13 protein-coding genes are annotated in these 14,329 nt (G+C 57.8%); 9 read left to right on the top strand and 4 right to left on the bottom strand.

Features of this window, described 5'->3' with window-relative positions; translation table 11 throughout:
• Positions 1-124: 124 nt before the first annotated feature.
• A complete protein-coding gene (locus tag I6N98_RS13555; protein WP_198568886.1) occupies positions 125-988 on the bottom strand; it encodes an OmpA family protein in 864 nt (287 codons plus the stop codon).
• A 354-nt stretch (positions 989-1,342) separates the two neighbouring features.
• On the opposite strand from I6N98_RS13555, the gene I6N98_RS13560 reads away from it, so the two are divergent.
• The 6 genes from I6N98_RS13560 to I6N98_RS13585 are packed head-to-tail and all read left to right on the top strand — an operon-like array spanning position 1,343 to position 8,410.
• The gene (locus I6N98_RS13560; RefSeq protein ID WP_198568887.1) at positions 1,343-2,299 is read left to right on the top strand and encodes an AAA family ATPase; all 957 of its coding nucleotides are present in this window, start codon (positions 1,343-1,345) and stop codon (positions 2,297-2,299) included.
• On the top strand, positions 2,296-3,231 hold the full coding sequence (locus tag I6N98_RS13565; protein ID WP_198568888.1) for a DUF58 domain-containing protein: 936 nt from the start codon (positions 2,296-2,298) through the stop codon (positions 3,229-3,231). Before I6N98_RS13560 ends, I6N98_RS13565 begins: the two co-directional genes overlap by 4 nt.
• Positions 3,228-3,746: a DUF4381 domain-containing protein gene (locus I6N98_RS13570; protein ID WP_198568889.1), complete on the top strand. Its 519-nt coding sequence runs from the start codon at positions 3,228-3,230 to the stop codon at positions 3,744-3,746. The genes I6N98_RS13565 and I6N98_RS13570 overlap by 4 nt, the downstream gene beginning before the upstream one ends.
• Entirely contained in the window at positions 3,746-4,783 is a 1,038-nt protein-coding gene (locus tag I6N98_RS13575; protein WP_198568890.1) for a VWA domain-containing protein, read from the top strand. The genes I6N98_RS13570 and I6N98_RS13575 overlap by 1 nt, the downstream gene beginning before the upstream one ends.
• A complete protein-coding gene (locus I6N98_RS13580) occupies positions 4,780-6,735 on the top strand; it encodes a VWA domain-containing protein (protein WP_198568891.1) in 1,956 nt (651 codons plus the stop codon). Before I6N98_RS13575 ends, I6N98_RS13580 begins: the two co-directional genes overlap by 4 nt.
• The gene (locus tag I6N98_RS13585; protein WP_198568892.1) at positions 6,716-8,410 is read left to right on the top strand and encodes a BatD family protein; all 1,695 of its coding nucleotides are present in this window, start codon (positions 6,716-6,718) and stop codon (positions 8,408-8,410) included. The genes I6N98_RS13580 and I6N98_RS13585 overlap by 20 nt, the downstream gene beginning before the upstream one ends.
• Positions 8,411-8,495: 85 nt before the next feature.
• On the opposite strand, the gene I6N98_RS13590 is transcribed toward I6N98_RS13585, so the two are convergent.
• Positions 8,496-9,482 (bottom strand): DMT family transporter, encoded by a 987-nt coding sequence (locus tag I6N98_RS13590; protein ID WP_232787341.1) that lies wholly within the window; start codon positions 9,480-9,482, stop codon positions 8,496-8,498.
• 92 nt (positions 9,483-9,574) lie between these two features.
• Here I6N98_RS13590 and I6N98_RS13595 point away from each other — a divergent pair, with 92 nt between their 5' ends.
• From I6N98_RS13595 to I6N98_RS13605, 3 genes are all read left to right on the top strand, one after another.
• On the top strand, positions 9,575-10,198 hold the full coding sequence (locus tag I6N98_RS13595; RefSeq protein ID WP_198568893.1) for an HvfX family Cu-binding RiPP maturation protein: 624 nt from the start codon (positions 9,575-9,577) through the stop codon (positions 10,196-10,198).
• A 121-nt stretch (positions 10,199-10,319) separates the two neighbouring features.
• Complete coding sequence (locus tag I6N98_RS13600) at positions 10,320-10,931, top strand: RNA polymerase sigma factor (protein WP_232787342.1); 612 nt, start codon at positions 10,320-10,322, stop codon at positions 10,929-10,931.
• Entirely contained in the window at positions 10,925-11,191 is a 267-nt protein-coding gene (locus I6N98_RS13605) for an anti-sigma factor family protein (protein WP_198568894.1), read from the top strand. Before I6N98_RS13600 ends, I6N98_RS13605 begins: the two co-directional genes overlap by 7 nt.
• An 82-nt stretch (positions 11,192-11,273) precedes the next feature.
• Here the strand turns inward: I6N98_RS13605 and I6N98_RS13610 are convergent, their stop codons facing one another.
• Positions 11,274-12,503, bottom strand: a complete 1,230-nt coding sequence (locus I6N98_RS13610) for an ATP-binding protein (RefSeq protein ID WP_198568895.1) — start codon at positions 12,501-12,503, stop codon at positions 11,274-11,276.
• A gap of 186 nt (positions 12,504-12,689) precedes the next feature.
• A complete protein-coding gene (locus tag I6N98_RS13615) occupies positions 12,690-14,306 on the bottom strand; it encodes a GMC oxidoreductase (RefSeq protein ID WP_198568896.1) in 1,617 nt (538 codons plus the stop codon).
• Positions 14,307-14,329 lie beyond the last annotated feature (23 nt).

Consider the following 14,329-nt stretch of genomic DNA (forward strand, 5'->3'; position numbering starts at 1 on the left):
GCACCATCTTCGAGCATATTTTTACCGCTCGCTGCCAAGCGAGCATGCCCTTATACGGGGATTCGCGCACAAAAAAAGCGCCGCAGCGAGCCATCGCTACGACGCTTCTTCCAGCTTATTTGGACTACTTGCTGGGGTAGGGCTTCACAGACTGATGAGCCATGTAGGACGAGGTTGTTTGTCCGGGATAAACAGGCGATTCTGTGGTCACCAGTTTATCGACCCTGGGTTCTACCACGATACGGCCGTTGACATCGCCATGTACATCGCACTTGTAGACATACTCACCCGGTTGATCAAAGGTCAGTGAGTAAGTCTCACCCAGCCACGGCATATTCCACACTCGCGAACTCTTGTTGCTGGACACCGAGGCATTGCGAAAAGTCACGTTGTGAGAGATTTCATCGTAATTGACCCACGTTACCTCGGTTCCCGCGGGCACCGTCAACACCTGGGGTTTGGCCTGAAAGGTCGACATGTAGACCTTTTGTGGCTTTGGCTGCGCCAACACCAAGGTCCCTACCAATTTCATTTCTACCCGGCGGTTTGCCGCCCGCCCTGACGCGGTGTCGTTCGACGCCAGAGGCACAGAGAATCCATAGCCAGAAGACTGCAATTGCAAGGGGTTAACCCCCTGATTTGTCAGATAGTTCTTCACCGACTGGGCGCGATTTCGGGACAGATTCAGGTTGTACTCCTGAGAGCCCACAGCATCGGTGTGTCCCTGAATGGCCACCTGCACCGTTGGGTTAGCCATAAGCTCCTGAGCAACATTGTCCAGCAGTGATATGGAATCAGGAGTTAACTGTGCCGAAGCAGTCGCGAAGTTAACCCCCCGTAATACCAGCACGTCGCCCTGCTGGCAGTCTGACAACACCAAGGGTTGAGACCCTGTAGGCGCCTGACACCCCGACTCCGCAATCGCCAGCGGACTGACGGCCAGAAAAAAAATCGATAGCCAGTGTTGAAACTTACATTTCGTCATCATTATCCCCCTGCGCAAGCTGTCTCGCCGATGCCACCGCTTAACGCGAGCAAGCCTCAGACTAAACGCCGTGCGCCATCCATAGTTTGTTGGAGACCCCTCGGGATCAGTAACCTATGCCACGCTGTCACACCACACTCGACTAGTTGCCGCGGCAAAACTCATGCACAATTGAGCGCTTAGGTTTGAGCAAGTAGTGTGCCACTGGAAGCAAGCCCCAAAGGTACCACCCAGCACCAAAATGTAGCCGGCCAATGCAACCAAACGGGGAGCGCGGCACACTAACTTGAGATTGCTGCACGCAGCCCCCACTACACAGTGTCAGACTCCGCAATTTAAAAACGAATAGGACAGTTCATGAGCCATCATCAGCCCATTGGCCAGCTGCGCGACTGGTTAAGCTCACAAATTATTGGCCAATCAGCATTAATCGACCGGTTGTTGATCGCCTTACTGGCGGACGGTCACCTGCTGGTGGAAGGGGCCCCGGGGCTGGCAAAAACTCGCGCCATTAAAGCCTTGGCCGAGGGAATCGAGGGTGATTTTCAGCGCATCCAGTTCACCCCCGACCTGCTGCCCGGTGACGTCACCGGTAGCGATATCTACCGACCGGAAACCGGCGTCTTTGAATTTCAGAGCGGGCCGGTTTTCCACAACTTGGTGCTGGCCGACGAGATTAACCGGGCTCCGGCCAAGGTTCAGTCAGCATTGTTGGAAGCCATGGCCGAACGGCAGGTCAGTGTCGGCAATAAGACCTTTGGTCTTCCCGAACTGTTTTTAGTGATGGCCACGCAGAACCCGCTGGAACAGGAAGGCACCTATCCACTGCCCGAAGCCCAGCTGGACCGCTTCCTGATGCATGTCTATGTGGACTACCCAGACACCGAATCCGAACTCGCCATCCTCCGTCAGGTCCGCGATGAACAGCGTCAGCAAACACCGCCTCCCACGCCACTGCCCCAAGAGACTATTTTTGAGGCCCGCCGGGAGATTTTGTCACTGACCATGACCGAGGCCGTCGAGCAGTACATTGTACAGCTGGTGGTGGCCACCCGCCGCGCCGGTGAATGGGACGCCGACTTGGGCAATTGGCTTGAGGTAGGTGCCAGTCCCCGGGCTACTTTGGCGCTGGATCGCTGCTCTCGGGCCCTGGCCTGGCTGCGGGGCCGAGATTATGTCAGCCCGGATGATGTCCAGCATATTGCCCACGACGTACTCCGCCACCGCCTGATTCTCAGCTTTACTGCCGAGGCCGATGGTGTCGACAAAGACAAGCTGATCGACCGTTTGCTGCAGCAGGTGCCGGTGGCATGAAGACAGCGGCCGACATCGCCGCCGATGCCGTTCGCGGCGCCTACGTTGACCAGCAAGCACTCATTCGCAGCCGCTTTGCCGCCCGCCGGCTTCGCCTGCAACAACGTCGGCACTACAGCCGGCAAAGCGGCCAACACCCCGCCCCCTTTAAAGGTCGTGGATTGGCATTTAATCATGTTCGCGAGTATCAGGGCGGCGATGAAATCCGTCATATCGACTGGCGGGTCACCGCCCGCACTACCCAGGCTCACACCAAAATTTTTGAAGAAGAAAAAGAGCGCCCCATCGTGCTCTGTCTGGACCAAAGCCAGTCAATGTTCTTCGGAAGCCGTCATTGCTTCAAATCCGTATTGGCCTGCCACTGCGCCGCCCTGTTAGCCTGGTCGGCTCTGGATAGCAGCGACCGGGTCGGCGGTCTGATTTTTGACAACGACAACCACCGGGAAATACGGCCCCGGCGCAACCAGCGCGCGGTACTGCACTTTTTACACAGCGCTGCAGAGTTCAATCAACGTCTCAATGCCAAGCGCCAGGAACCGCCACAACTGCCCTTTGCCACCGCGCTGGAAGAACTGCGCCGTATCACTCGCCCCGGGTCCTCGGTATTTGTGTTGAGTGACTTTCAACGCTACGACGACAACGCCGAGCGCCAACTACACCTGCTGGCCCGCCACAACGATGTTATAGCGGCGGTAATCAGCGACCCATTGGAAAGAGAGCTGCCTGGCAAAGGGCAATACCCCATCAGCGATGGCGAACACCGCCTGTCGCTATCGGTAACGCCAAAACTGCAGCAGCGCTACCGACAGCAAGCACAACAACGCATCGATGCCTTGCAGCACAGCCTGCGGCGCGGCGGTATTCACTATCTCGCCCTGAGCACCAACCAAGCGTTAACGGAAACCCTGGACCGGGAGCTGCGACTGGTATGACAGGGGAAGCAGAGACACCGATCCCCCAGCTGGCCGATATCCACCTGCCCGAGCCGGTGCCCGGTTTTCCCTGGGCGCCGGGTTGGTGGTTAGTGCTTGCCCTCAGCATAGCTATCGTCGCGCTCGCGGCATGGTGGCTGCACCAGCGCGCCCAGCGCAATCGCTATCGCCAGCAGGCCGCTGGCGAGCTCAACAAGATTGACCAAGCACGGTCCGACCAACACTTTGCCAGTGCCGTAAATCAACTCTTGCGCCGGGCCGCCCTTCAAGCCTCAGGCACCAACGCCGCGGCCCTTACCGGCGAGTCGTGGCACCAGTATTTATGCCAAAGCGGCGGAAAAACACCGCCTCTGGATCGAGCCACATTCGATCAATGGCAGGCCGTCGCCTATGGCGCAGACGCCAAATTGGACCGGGACGCACTGCTCAACTTTGCAAAGCAGTGGCTGAAGTATCACCGCGAGCCGACAGAGAAAAACCAGCGCTTCGCCACAACCAACAGGAGGCCGGGGTAATGCTGGAGTTTAGCTGGCCCTGGCTTGCGCTACTGCTGCCCCTGCCCCTGGTGGTGCGCTGGCTCAGCCGCAGTGGCAGCAATGCCGGCGCGGCACTGCGGGCGCCCTTTTATCAAGACTGGCAGGAACTGATCGGGCAACAGGAAACCCGCAACAATCGCGGCGGCAACGCTTTCATTCTGCTGCTAATGAGCCTGCTGTGGCTGTGTCTGGTGGCCGCGGCCTGTCGACCAAACTGGGTGGGAGACCCCATCAACCTTCCCACCAGTGGCCGAGACCTGATGCTGGCGGTGGATATTTCCGGTTCCATGGCGCAAGAAGACATGGTCATCAATGACCGCGCCCTACCACGCATTACCGTGGTTAAAGCCGTGGTCAACGAGTTTGTCCGCCAACGCCAGGGAGACAAGCTGGGGCTGATTCTGTTTGGCTCACAGGCCTATATTCAGTCGCCTCTGTCCTTTGATTTACAAACGCTGCAGGTACTGATGGACGAGGCTCAGGTGGGTTTTGCCGGCAAGCAAACCGCCATTGGCGACGCTATCGGTTTTGCCATTAAGCGCCTTAGAGAACGGCAGCAAAGCAGCCGGGTGCTTATCCTGCTGACCGATGGCGCCGACACTGCCAGCACCCTGCCGCCCATGCGGGCAGCGGACCTGGCTGCCAAAGCTGGCATACGTATCTACACAATCGGTGTAGGCGCCACCGAAATGGAAATTGGCGGGCTGTTTGGCAGCCGCTTTGGCGCACGCACCGTCAATCCCTCCGCCGACCTGGACGAGAACACCTTGCGCGGTATCGCCGAAGCCACCGGCGGACAATACTATCGGGCCCGCAATCCAGCCGAGCTCCAGAAAGCCTACAGTGATATCGCCACGCTGGAGCCCATAGAGCAGGACAGCCAACCCCTGCGCCCACGGCGTTCGCTGCTGCATTGGCCGCTGTTAGCAGCGCTGGTCTGCGCGACATTGATAGCCTTTGTCAGTGCCTGGGGTGAGCGTCATATTGGTCGGCAAAACAGGGAGGTCGATGAATGAGTGCTGGCTTTACCCTGCTGCGGCCCGAATTTGCCTGGGCGGCCATTCCGCTACTGCTGATCGCCTTTGCGCTGATCCGAGCGCAAGGTCGACGGGGACAGTGGCAGAATCACATTGACCCACTATTGCTCCCCCACCTGCTTGAGGGAACGGCGCCTCGAAGGCAGCGTTATCGCAGCGCAGCCATTATCACGCTTTGCCTGCTGGGTCTGATCGCGCTGCTGGGACCAGCCTGGCAACGCCAGGCCACACCACTTGTCAAAAGCCAGGACGCCTTGGTGGTGATTTTGGATTTATCCGCCTCTATGTACGCCCAGGACATTCAGCCATCCCGGCTGCAACAAGCCAAATATAAGATTCGCGACCTGCTGACCCTACGCCAGGAAGGCCAAACCGGGCTGGTCGCCAGTGCCGGTGACGCCTTCGTGGTGGCGCCGCTCACCGATGATGGCAATACGCTGCTCACTCTGCTGCCTTCGCTATCACCGGCAATGATGCCGCTCCAGGGCAGCAATCCACTGGCGGGGCTTCGTCAGGCACAACAGCTGCTGGAGCAGGGCTCGGCAGGACGCGGTCGGATACTCTTTGTGGTCGACGGCATTGATGCACAACAGTGGCCGGCGGTGTCGGCTTTTGCGCAGGATAGCCCCCACAGTATCTCTGTGCTGGCAGTGGGCACGGCGGACGGTGCGCCAATCCCCAACACTGAGGGCGGCTTTATCAAAGACGCCCAAGGCAATATCGCCGTCGCCAAACTCACTCGTGAGCACCTGCAGGAGCTGGCGGAACAGAGCGGTGGCCAGTACCGGGAACTCACCCTGGACAATAGCGACATCGCTCCTTTTGGTGATGCCCCGGCCGCGCTGTCGGGTTCACCACTTGGTGCCGACCAAGGCAGCCAACGGCGCGCCGACCAATGGCAGGATGGCGGTATCTGGTTCGTGCTGTTGATGCTGCCCCTGGCACTGCTGGGCTTTCACCGCTCGGCTCTGGGCGCCCTTATTGTCGCCGCACCGGCGGCGCTGTTGGTGGGCACGCTGGCACTGCAGTCGCCGCCAGTTTATGCCCAGGCACCGACACCAGAGGCTGGGTCGGGGAGTTCGCTCTGGCAAAACCTGTGGCGCACTCCGGATCAGCAGGGCGCGGCACTGATGGAGCGCGACCCCGCCGCAGCCGCCACCAAATTTACTGACCCCATGTGGCGGGGTAGCGCTTTGTACCGCGCCGGCGACTATCAGGCAGCCGCCGAAGCCTTCGCAAAAAGCGATAGTGCCACGGCCCACTACAACCGCGGCAACGCCCTGGCACAGGCTGGCCAGCCTGAAGAGGCCATCGCCGCGTACGAGCAAGCCCTGGAGAAAGATCCAAATTTGGAGGATGCCGCCCGCAACCGGGATATTCTTCAACAACAGCAAGAGCAACAAGAGCAGCAACAACAATCCCAGCAAGACGGCCAGCAGGGCGACTCCGACAACCAGTCGGAGTCGGACTCCAATGGAGAATCCCAGAGCAGCGATCAAAGCAAAGCCGAACAGGACAACACGAATCCATCAGACGGTAATCAGTCGCCGCAAAGCGGTCAGAACAGCGACGCCAATCAAGAGACTCAGGGCAAGGACACAGACACCGGCAAGCAACACGACGACGCTCAACAACAGGCCCAGCAGCAAACCGCTGACGATTACGTCAAGCAATCCGCCCAGGCAGACGACGCCGAGCCAGAGAATCAGGCCCAAGCAGCACAAGCGGGCGAGCCCGAAGACAATGCGAAAGCCCCCACTCAGGGCGCGGTATCGGGACGCATGTCTGAAGAGGATCAAGCCGGAGAACAATGGCTACGGCAAATCCCCGACAGTTCCGATCAACTGCTGCGCAACAAATTCCGCTATCAATACTTGCAGCGACGCAACGATGGCGAGGTACCGGACGACGATGACTATGCTCCCTACTAACTTGATATTCCGCCCAGGCCTATGGCAGGCCCTTGCTCTTGCCGGCGCGCTTATCGCCACCGTGCTGCCCGCTATTGCTGAAACTACAGTGCGAGCCAGTGTCGACCGCCAGCAACTGTCCGCCGACGAAACCCTGACCCTGTCGCTGACGGCAGATTCCATGTTGTTCTCAGATGAACCGGACGTCTCCGCACTGGAAAACGACTTCCATATCCTCAATCGGCAGCAAAGCAGTCGCACCCATATTATCAATGGTAAAGCCAACAGTAGCCGGCAATGGGACTACACGCTGGCTCCAAAACGCGAGGGCACCCTCACCATCCCCGCCCTGCCGATGGGCAAATATCAAACCCGCCCCATTACCGTCACCGTGACAGACGCCCCGGCCCGCAGCGCCACGGGTAGCGAACAAGTCTACCTGGAGTCCGACATCACTCCCCGACGGGCTTATGTGCAGTCGCAGCTGGAATACACCGTGCGGGTGTTTACCTCCGTCAACTTTCTCGACGCGTCATTGGAGTCTCCGGAGTTAGAGGATGCGGTGGTGGAATCGCTGGGGGAAAACCGCTACAGCAAGGAAATCAATGGCCGCTACTATCAAGTAATCGAGCGCCGCTATGCGATATTTCCGCAAACCAGCGGCGAGTTGATTGTCCCCGCCCTAACCCTGCAGGCCAGAGTGGAGAGCTACCGCCAATCGCTCCTGGACCCCGGTCGGCTGGTGGTTAAACGCAGCCCTCGGCATCGGGTCAAAGTCATGGCGCCCCCCAATAGTTTTGATGGCCCGGTGTGGCTGCCTGCCAAGAGTCTCAGCATTGAGGAAAACTGGAGTCGTGATTTGGGCGAAGTACGGGTCGGCGACTCCATTACGCGGCGACTGGAAATAAATGCCGAAGGCCTGTTGGGTTCCCAGCTGCCCGACCTACCTGAAACTCAACTGGACGGTGCCAAGCTTTATCCAGACCAGCCCAGTATTGATAAAAACACGGTAGACAGCGGTGTGCTGGGACGGCGGGTAGAATCCACCGCGATCATTCCCACCCAACCGGGGGACTACCAATTACCCGAAATTCGCATCCCTTGGTGGAACACCGAGACAAGTAAGCAGGAGGTGGCAACCCTGCCCGCCCGCCGTATTACTGTGTTGCCCGCTCTGAGCGACCACACCGCAACCGATGCCAGCACCCCCGCCACCCAGACGGGCAATGATGAGCTGACATCCATCACTGCCGCGCCCCAATGGCTTTGGGCTATTTTGGCTCTGCTTGTGATAAGTAATATCGTCACCCTGGTGCTATTGTGGCGGCGCCGTCATAGCTCTGCTGGCCCGACCCAGAGCGGGACCACCAGCACCGATAGTGACAGTGAGAAAGCCTGCTATCAGGCCCTAAAAAAAGCGTGTCGCGACAAGCAAAGTAGTCCGGCGCAATTGCGCTCTAGTCTGCTGAACTGGGCCAGCACCTACGTGGGCCGACCATGCTCATTGCACCAGCTGGGTGTAGAGTTGCCGGCGCTGGCCCGGTTTTGCCAGCAACTGGATCAACAGCTGTTCAGCCAAGCCCATAGCGATCCAGTGGATAAACGCGCCCTACTGGAGGCCATAGATCGAGTTCGCGCAGAGAAAAACAGCCGGGAAAAAAGTCCGAATACGGCCTTGCCGCCGCTGTATTCTTAAAGGCCTGGAGGCCCTTTCTTGGGGGCTGTAGGCGCTTTATTAAGAGGCTGGGGGCCTTTCTTAAGAGGCTGGGGGCCCTGCCGTCTTAAAGTCGGCCTTCAGATTCCCGGCCAACCCGCCACACCAGAACACCGCCAAGGATCACCAATACGCTGCCCACAACGGTTACCGCGTCGGGAACATGGTGCCATATCAACCAATCCATCAAGCCGCCGAACACCACACCGAAATAGCTAGTGGGCGCCAGCAGTGACGCCGGAACATAGCGGTAGGCCAGGGTATACATAACAAAACACAGGTAGGCAACCACCGCGGTGTAGATCATCCCCCACCACGCCTCCGCCGGAATCGGGCGATAGTTGAGAAAAAAGAAAGGCAGGCTGACCGCAAAGGAGATGGCAAAGTAGTAAAACAGGATTCGGTGTTGGGGCTCGCTCTCCACCAACACCCGGGTGGACACCATCGACAGCGCCAGACCCAGCCCAGAGGCCAATGCCAGCAAATGCCACACACTGAGTTGGGTAAAGCCCGGCCGCAGAATTGTCATCACCCCGACAAACCCCACTAAAAGCGGTATCCACAACGACCGGGATATCCGCTGACCAAAACCGACAACAATCAATAGCGGCACCATCAGCGGCGCACTGCTGCGCAACAGAGTGGCCTCTACCAAACTTATCTGGCCCAGACAGTAATAGTACAGGTAAAAACAGGCACAGCCGCTGACTCCGCGCAACAGGTGCATGCCAGGACGCTGGGTTTTCAAACTGATAGCACCGTGGCGCAGCACCAAAGGCATGATCAGGGCCAGGCTCAGGCCGTACTGAACGGAGATGATTGCCGCGGTATGTACCGTAGCGGACAGATGCTTGGTCATCGCCGAAATAGTCGAGGACATAAACACCGTAAATACCGACAAGCTGACCCCGATCAGCAGGTCGCGGCTGGTAACCCGACTGTTCTCCAAAGTGACCTCAATAGCGATGCAATAGGGAAATAACAGACCGACGCCCCCGGCGCCAGCAAGCTGATCGACCAAACAGGTGGCCATCCACGGTAATGCGGACGCCACTATAGAGAGTCCATCGCCTGGATGCCAGCGTGTAACGCCGGGCCATCTCGTTCGTCTATTGCCAACACGCCAGCACATGGAGCACTTACACAATGACCCGGATCGCCCACCTCATAGCGACTATCAACCGGCGCCTAGCTGCCAGCCTGGCACCACTGGACGGCCTGCCGGCCCTGGCCTTGCGGCTCTACCTTGTACCGGTGATGTGGATGGCGGGCAGCAGTAAGTTGATGCACTTTCAAGATACCGTCAATTGGTTTGGCAATGACGATTGGGGATTGGGACTGCCCTTTCCTACCTTGATGGCGGCCCTGGCCACCGCGGCTGAGCTGGGTGGAGCACTGTTCCTGGCGGTGGGTCTTGCCACCCGCTGGATTGCCGTTCCCCTGGCGGTCACCATGCTGGTCGCGGCCCTCACCGTACACTGGGATAATGGCTGGCAAGCCATTGCCGATCCCAGTGCCCCCTTTGCCAATGAACAGGTCGAGGCCTCCGCCGCCAAGCTAGAGGCCGCTCGCTCCATTCTCCGAGAACACGGCCACTACGACTGGCTGACCGCCAGCGGCAATTTTGTAATCCTCAACAACGGCATCGAATTCGCGATGACATACTTGCTTATGTTGCTGGCACTCATCCGTACCGGCGGTGGCCGCTACGTCAGCCTGGATTACTGGCTGGGTCGGCGCTTCCAGGCAGGGCATCAGTGTGCTGACTAATCTGGTGCTGGCTAATTTCGTGCAGACTAGGCCGGTGCCGACTGGGGCTTACGCCGCAGTTGCCTGTTTGTGGGTAAATCCGCCACACTATGGCCAGGACTCCCGCACAACGGACAACACGGTGCCCAACACTTCACAAGACGCTCTACTCGCTCGCCTGCGGCGTGGTGACAACGAGGCCTTTCGGCAACTCATCGCCGATCATCACCCTAAGATGTTGATCGTTGCCCGCTCTATAGTTGGCGACACCTTTGCCGAGGATGTGGTGCAGGAGGCCTGGGCATCGATCTATCGCGCTGTGGGACGTTTTGAAGGCCGCTCCAGCCTGGCCACCTGGATGTTTCAAATCGTTAGCAACGAGGCCAAATCTCGGTTGCGGCGAGAAAAACGTCAGGTCAGCTTTGGCGATATCGACGAGGCTGGCGCTACGCTGGACCCCAGCGCCTTCGACGAAAAGGGTCACTGGACCTCCCCCCCCAAGCGCTGGGATATCAATAGTCCCGAACTGATGTTGCAGGAAGATCAACTGCGGCACTGTATCGAGCACACGCTGACGACCCTGCCCGAAAAGCAAAAGGCCGTGTTTTTATTGAGGGACTTGGAACAGGTCGCGCTCACCGAAATTGCCGCCCTGTTATCCCTTGCCGAAGGCAACGTCCGGGTATTACTCCACCGCGCCAGATTGCGCCTGATGGACGTCGTTAATCATTATCAGGAGACAGGAGAATGTTGACGTGCAAAAAGGTCAGCGAGCGCGCCAGCGACGACATTGACGGCCACTACAAAGGTTGGCAAAAGCTGCAAATCCGTCTTCACCTGATGATTTGTTCACATTGTCGGCGCTTCCGTCGCCACCTCATCCACAGTCGTGACGTGGCCGCTTCCGTCGCAAAACAGCTGTGGAACAATGACAAGCGCGATAACACCGCGACGATTATGCGGCATATCGAACAAACACAGAGTGATCGTTCGGCCCCAAAAAGGCCAGATTGAGCACAGCATCTGTCAAACCAGGAGACGCGAGACTCCGCACGCCAAATTTGGATGGTGCCTCTGGTGACACTCTCGGATCACTCTACGGCGAAGGCATGGTGACACGGAACTCTGCGCCTTTACCCTCATCACTGACCACATCTAAGCGACCGCCGCTTTCATCCACAATGCGCTTGCAGATTGCCAGCCCCACTCCGGTGCCCGCCAGCTCCGGATCGCTGTTTAGGCGCTCGAACAAACCGAGGATGCGGGCATGGTATTGTTTGGCGATACCCACCCCATTATCGCGCACATAAAATCCGACCCCGGCGCCACTGGATGGTAATGGACCAATTTCCACTTTGGGCGTCTCGTGTCCGGCACTAAATTTTATGCCGTTGCCAATCAATTGCAGCATCAATTGTCGATAGTGTTCTCTCACCCCGTGTGTGTGCCCCAAAGGCTGATGGTCAATCTGGACACCGGTTTTTCGAACCTCGTCGCCCAACTCATTAAGGACATCCTGTAATAAGGTGTCGAGATCGAGATCAACCACTTCTCCCTCTTTGTCGCATTCAGAGTAATTGCGGAGGCCATCCACCATATTCTCAACCCGTTTATTGGCGCCCAGAATCATCTTTATGCACTGCCGACCTTCTTCGTCCAGGGAGTCTCCAAGCTTGTCGCTCAGCGTTTGCGCATACACTCGCACCGAGCGCAGCGGCTCGCGCATGTCATAAGCTGTGACTCGTGCGTACTGCCCCAAGACCTCGTTGCTGCGCTCCAGGGACGAGTTGGTTTTTTCCACCAGGGTCCGCATCAAACGCGCCTCGGCCAGTTCCCGGGTGCGCTGTTCCACCAATTCAGACAAATCATTGGACAGCCGCTCCACTTCTTGCTGCTTGCGCAGGCGCTCGTCGACTTCACTCTGCAATTGCTGGTTAAGCGCCATCAACTGGCTGTTGCTGGGTATGGCCAGGGCCTTGGGAATAATCGGCCAGATCAACACCGCGGTCCCCAATGACGCCAACGCCGTAATCAACTTCACCCCGCCACTGAGCCAATAGGCGCCGTGCCAGACGTTGTAGATATTCATCAGGTGCGTCGCCCCACAGGCAAAGATAAACAGGGCGAACATATAGAACAGCGAGTTGAACTTCAGGTCGTCGCGCTTGCGAACCAGATACACCAGCGCGAATGGGATGGTGAAGTACGAGACGGTGATAACCACATCACTGATGACGTGGAGATAAACCAACTCCGGATTCCACAAATAGCAGTGGCCGTGGGGAGGCATCTCCGGCCCAAGCAACCAATCCCAAAATCCCTTCATTGGCATTCCTTTTCATATACCGGCTTTATTAATTTCAGCTGATGAGCTTAGTAGCCCCCTTCAGGCCATCCCTATGTGCTCGTAGTCATCCATTTTTAGCATACTCACAGTCTCAGAGTAGCAGGAATTCGGTGTTCTACTTATTTCCAGAGTAAATGTTGTTACGCATTGAACACAGAAATCAGATCATTCCACTTCACACTTCGCAGGAATATGACTCATAGCGTGTTCCGTCAACGCAGTAATGGTCAATGAGGGGTTTACCCCCAAGTTAGCACCCAGCACCGACCCATCGCAGATGTACAGGTTGCGGTAACCAAATACCCTTTGGCGATGGTCGATCACCCCCTCCTCTGCGCTCTTGCCCATTGCCGCACCTCCCATACAATGGGCTGTGGCCGGCAAATTGAACAGAATCTCAGTAATCAGGCTCCCAGCCATACCGCCCAGACGCCGCGCCATTTTCAACGCAAATTCATTGGCCTGGGGAATATAGGTGGGAATGCGGGGCCCATAACTGACCATGCGCTTGCTAAAGGGCCAATACCAGCGTCGCTGGTAACGCATATCGATATGCCCTTCCAGAGTTTGCATACACAGAAAAATGACGGTCTGACGGGCCATGCCAAAGGGCGACAACAGCGGCAATACCTTGCTGGGCTTACGCACCAACAGCAGTAGCACAGTTCGCAACCAGGTCAGAATGCGCGTCCAGTCGGGGCGCCCTCGGGTCAGTGCCGTCACCAGCAAGCCCATAGCATCGGAGCCCCGGGGATAACGGGTGGCCTCAATATGGGTATGCTCATCCAGGTAGAAACCCGAACCTATGGCAATACCTCGATCCATCTCCGGTTTACCCGGTAAGCGCACCCCGATCAGGGACTCGGCATTGGTCCTAACCCGCCGCCCCAACTGATTGGAAATGTTGGGCAATGATCCCCTGTCCCGCAGTTCAAACAATAATTTCTGTGTACCCAGCGACGAGGCGGAAAACACCACGCCCTTTACACGCCAGCGCCGACGCCGCCACAAGCCCGGCATCCAGCTGCTTGACGCCGTGGTCACCACGTAGCCCTCACTGCCATCTTTCGCATCACCCAGAGGCTTCACATCCACCACTCGGGTTTCGGCAAACACCTGAGCACCCTGGCGCTCGGCCAGGTAGAGGTAGTTTTTGTCCAGGGTATTTTTGGCATTGTAGCGACACCCCACCATACAGCCCCCACAACCTATGCAGCTGTTCCGGGCGGGGCCACGGCCTTCAAAGTAAGGGTCGTCATATTGCTGGCCGGGCTCGTCACCGGGGTCACCAAAAAACACGCCAACCTGGGTGCGGTAATAGCTGTCCTCTCGTCCCATTTCCTTGGCGCCCTCTCTGAGTAACTCATCAGCGGGACCGAGGATGCGGTTTTCAGTCACACCAAGCATGCGACGAGCCGTATCGTAGTGACCGGGCATGACCGACTCCCAATCGGTAAGACCCGCCCAGCTTCCCTCACGCCACACCTTGGGTTTAGGCTGCAGAAGAGTGTTGGCATAGGTGATTGATCCCCCGCCCACAGCGTTGCCATGCAGCACCATGACATGTCGAAACCAACTGATCTTAAAGAAGCCTCGCCACCCCAAGCTCGGTTGCCACAACCAGCGCCGCAGATTCCAGGTGCTGCTGGGCAACTTATCCGGGTCCCAGCGGCAGCCCATCTCCATCACCCCAACTGAGTAGCCTTTTTCTGCCAGGCGCAGGGCCGAGACAGCACCGCCAAAGCCGGAGCCCACAATTAAATAGTCAAAATCATAGTTCACCGCTGCCTACCTCAATCACCATG

The organism is Spongiibacter nanhainus (assembly GCF_016132545.1).
Taxonomy (GTDB): Bacteria; Pseudomonadota; Gammaproteobacteria; order Pseudomonadales; family Spongiibacteraceae; genus Spongiibacter; species Spongiibacter nanhainus.

What these genes read in the sequence shown, in the direction of transcription:
- I6N98_RS13555 (WP_198568886.1), bottom strand. Translation starts at nt 988, where the DNA reads ATGATGACGAAATGTAAGTTTCAACACTGGCTATCGATTTTTTTTCTG.
- I6N98_RS13560 (WP_198568887.1), top strand. Translation starts at nt 1,343, where the DNA reads ATGAGCCATCATCAGCCCATTGGCCAGCTGCGCGACTGGTTAAGCTCA.
- I6N98_RS13565 (WP_198568888.1), top strand. Translation starts at nt 2,296, where the DNA reads ATGAAGACAGCGGCCGACATCGCCGCCGATGCCGTTCGCGGCGCCTAC.
- I6N98_RS13570 (WP_198568889.1), top strand. Translation starts at nt 3,228, where the DNA reads ATGACAGGGGAAGCAGAGACACCGATCCCCCAGCTGGCCGATATCCAC.
- I6N98_RS13575 (WP_198568890.1), top strand. Translation starts at nt 3,746, where the DNA reads ATGCTGGAGTTTAGCTGGCCCTGGCTTGCGCTACTGCTGCCCCTGCCC.
- I6N98_RS13580 (WP_198568891.1), top strand. Translation starts at nt 4,780, where the DNA reads ATGAGTGCTGGCTTTACCCTGCTGCGGCCCGAATTTGCCTGGGCGGCC.
- I6N98_RS13585 (WP_198568892.1), top strand. Translation starts at nt 6,716, where the DNA reads ATGACTATGCTCCCTACTAACTTGATATTCCGCCCAGGCCTATGGCAG.
- I6N98_RS13595 (WP_198568893.1), top strand. Translation starts at nt 9,575, where the DNA reads ATGACCCGGATCGCCCACCTCATAGCGACTATCAACCGGCGCCTAGCT.
- I6N98_RS13605 (WP_198568894.1), top strand. Translation starts at nt 10,925, where the DNA reads ATGTTGACGTGCAAAAAGGTCAGCGAGCGCGCCAGCGACGACATTGAC.
- I6N98_RS13610 (WP_198568895.1), bottom strand. Translation starts at nt 12,503, where the DNA reads ATGAAGGGATTTTGGGATTGGTTGCTTGGGCCGGAGATGCCTCCCCAC.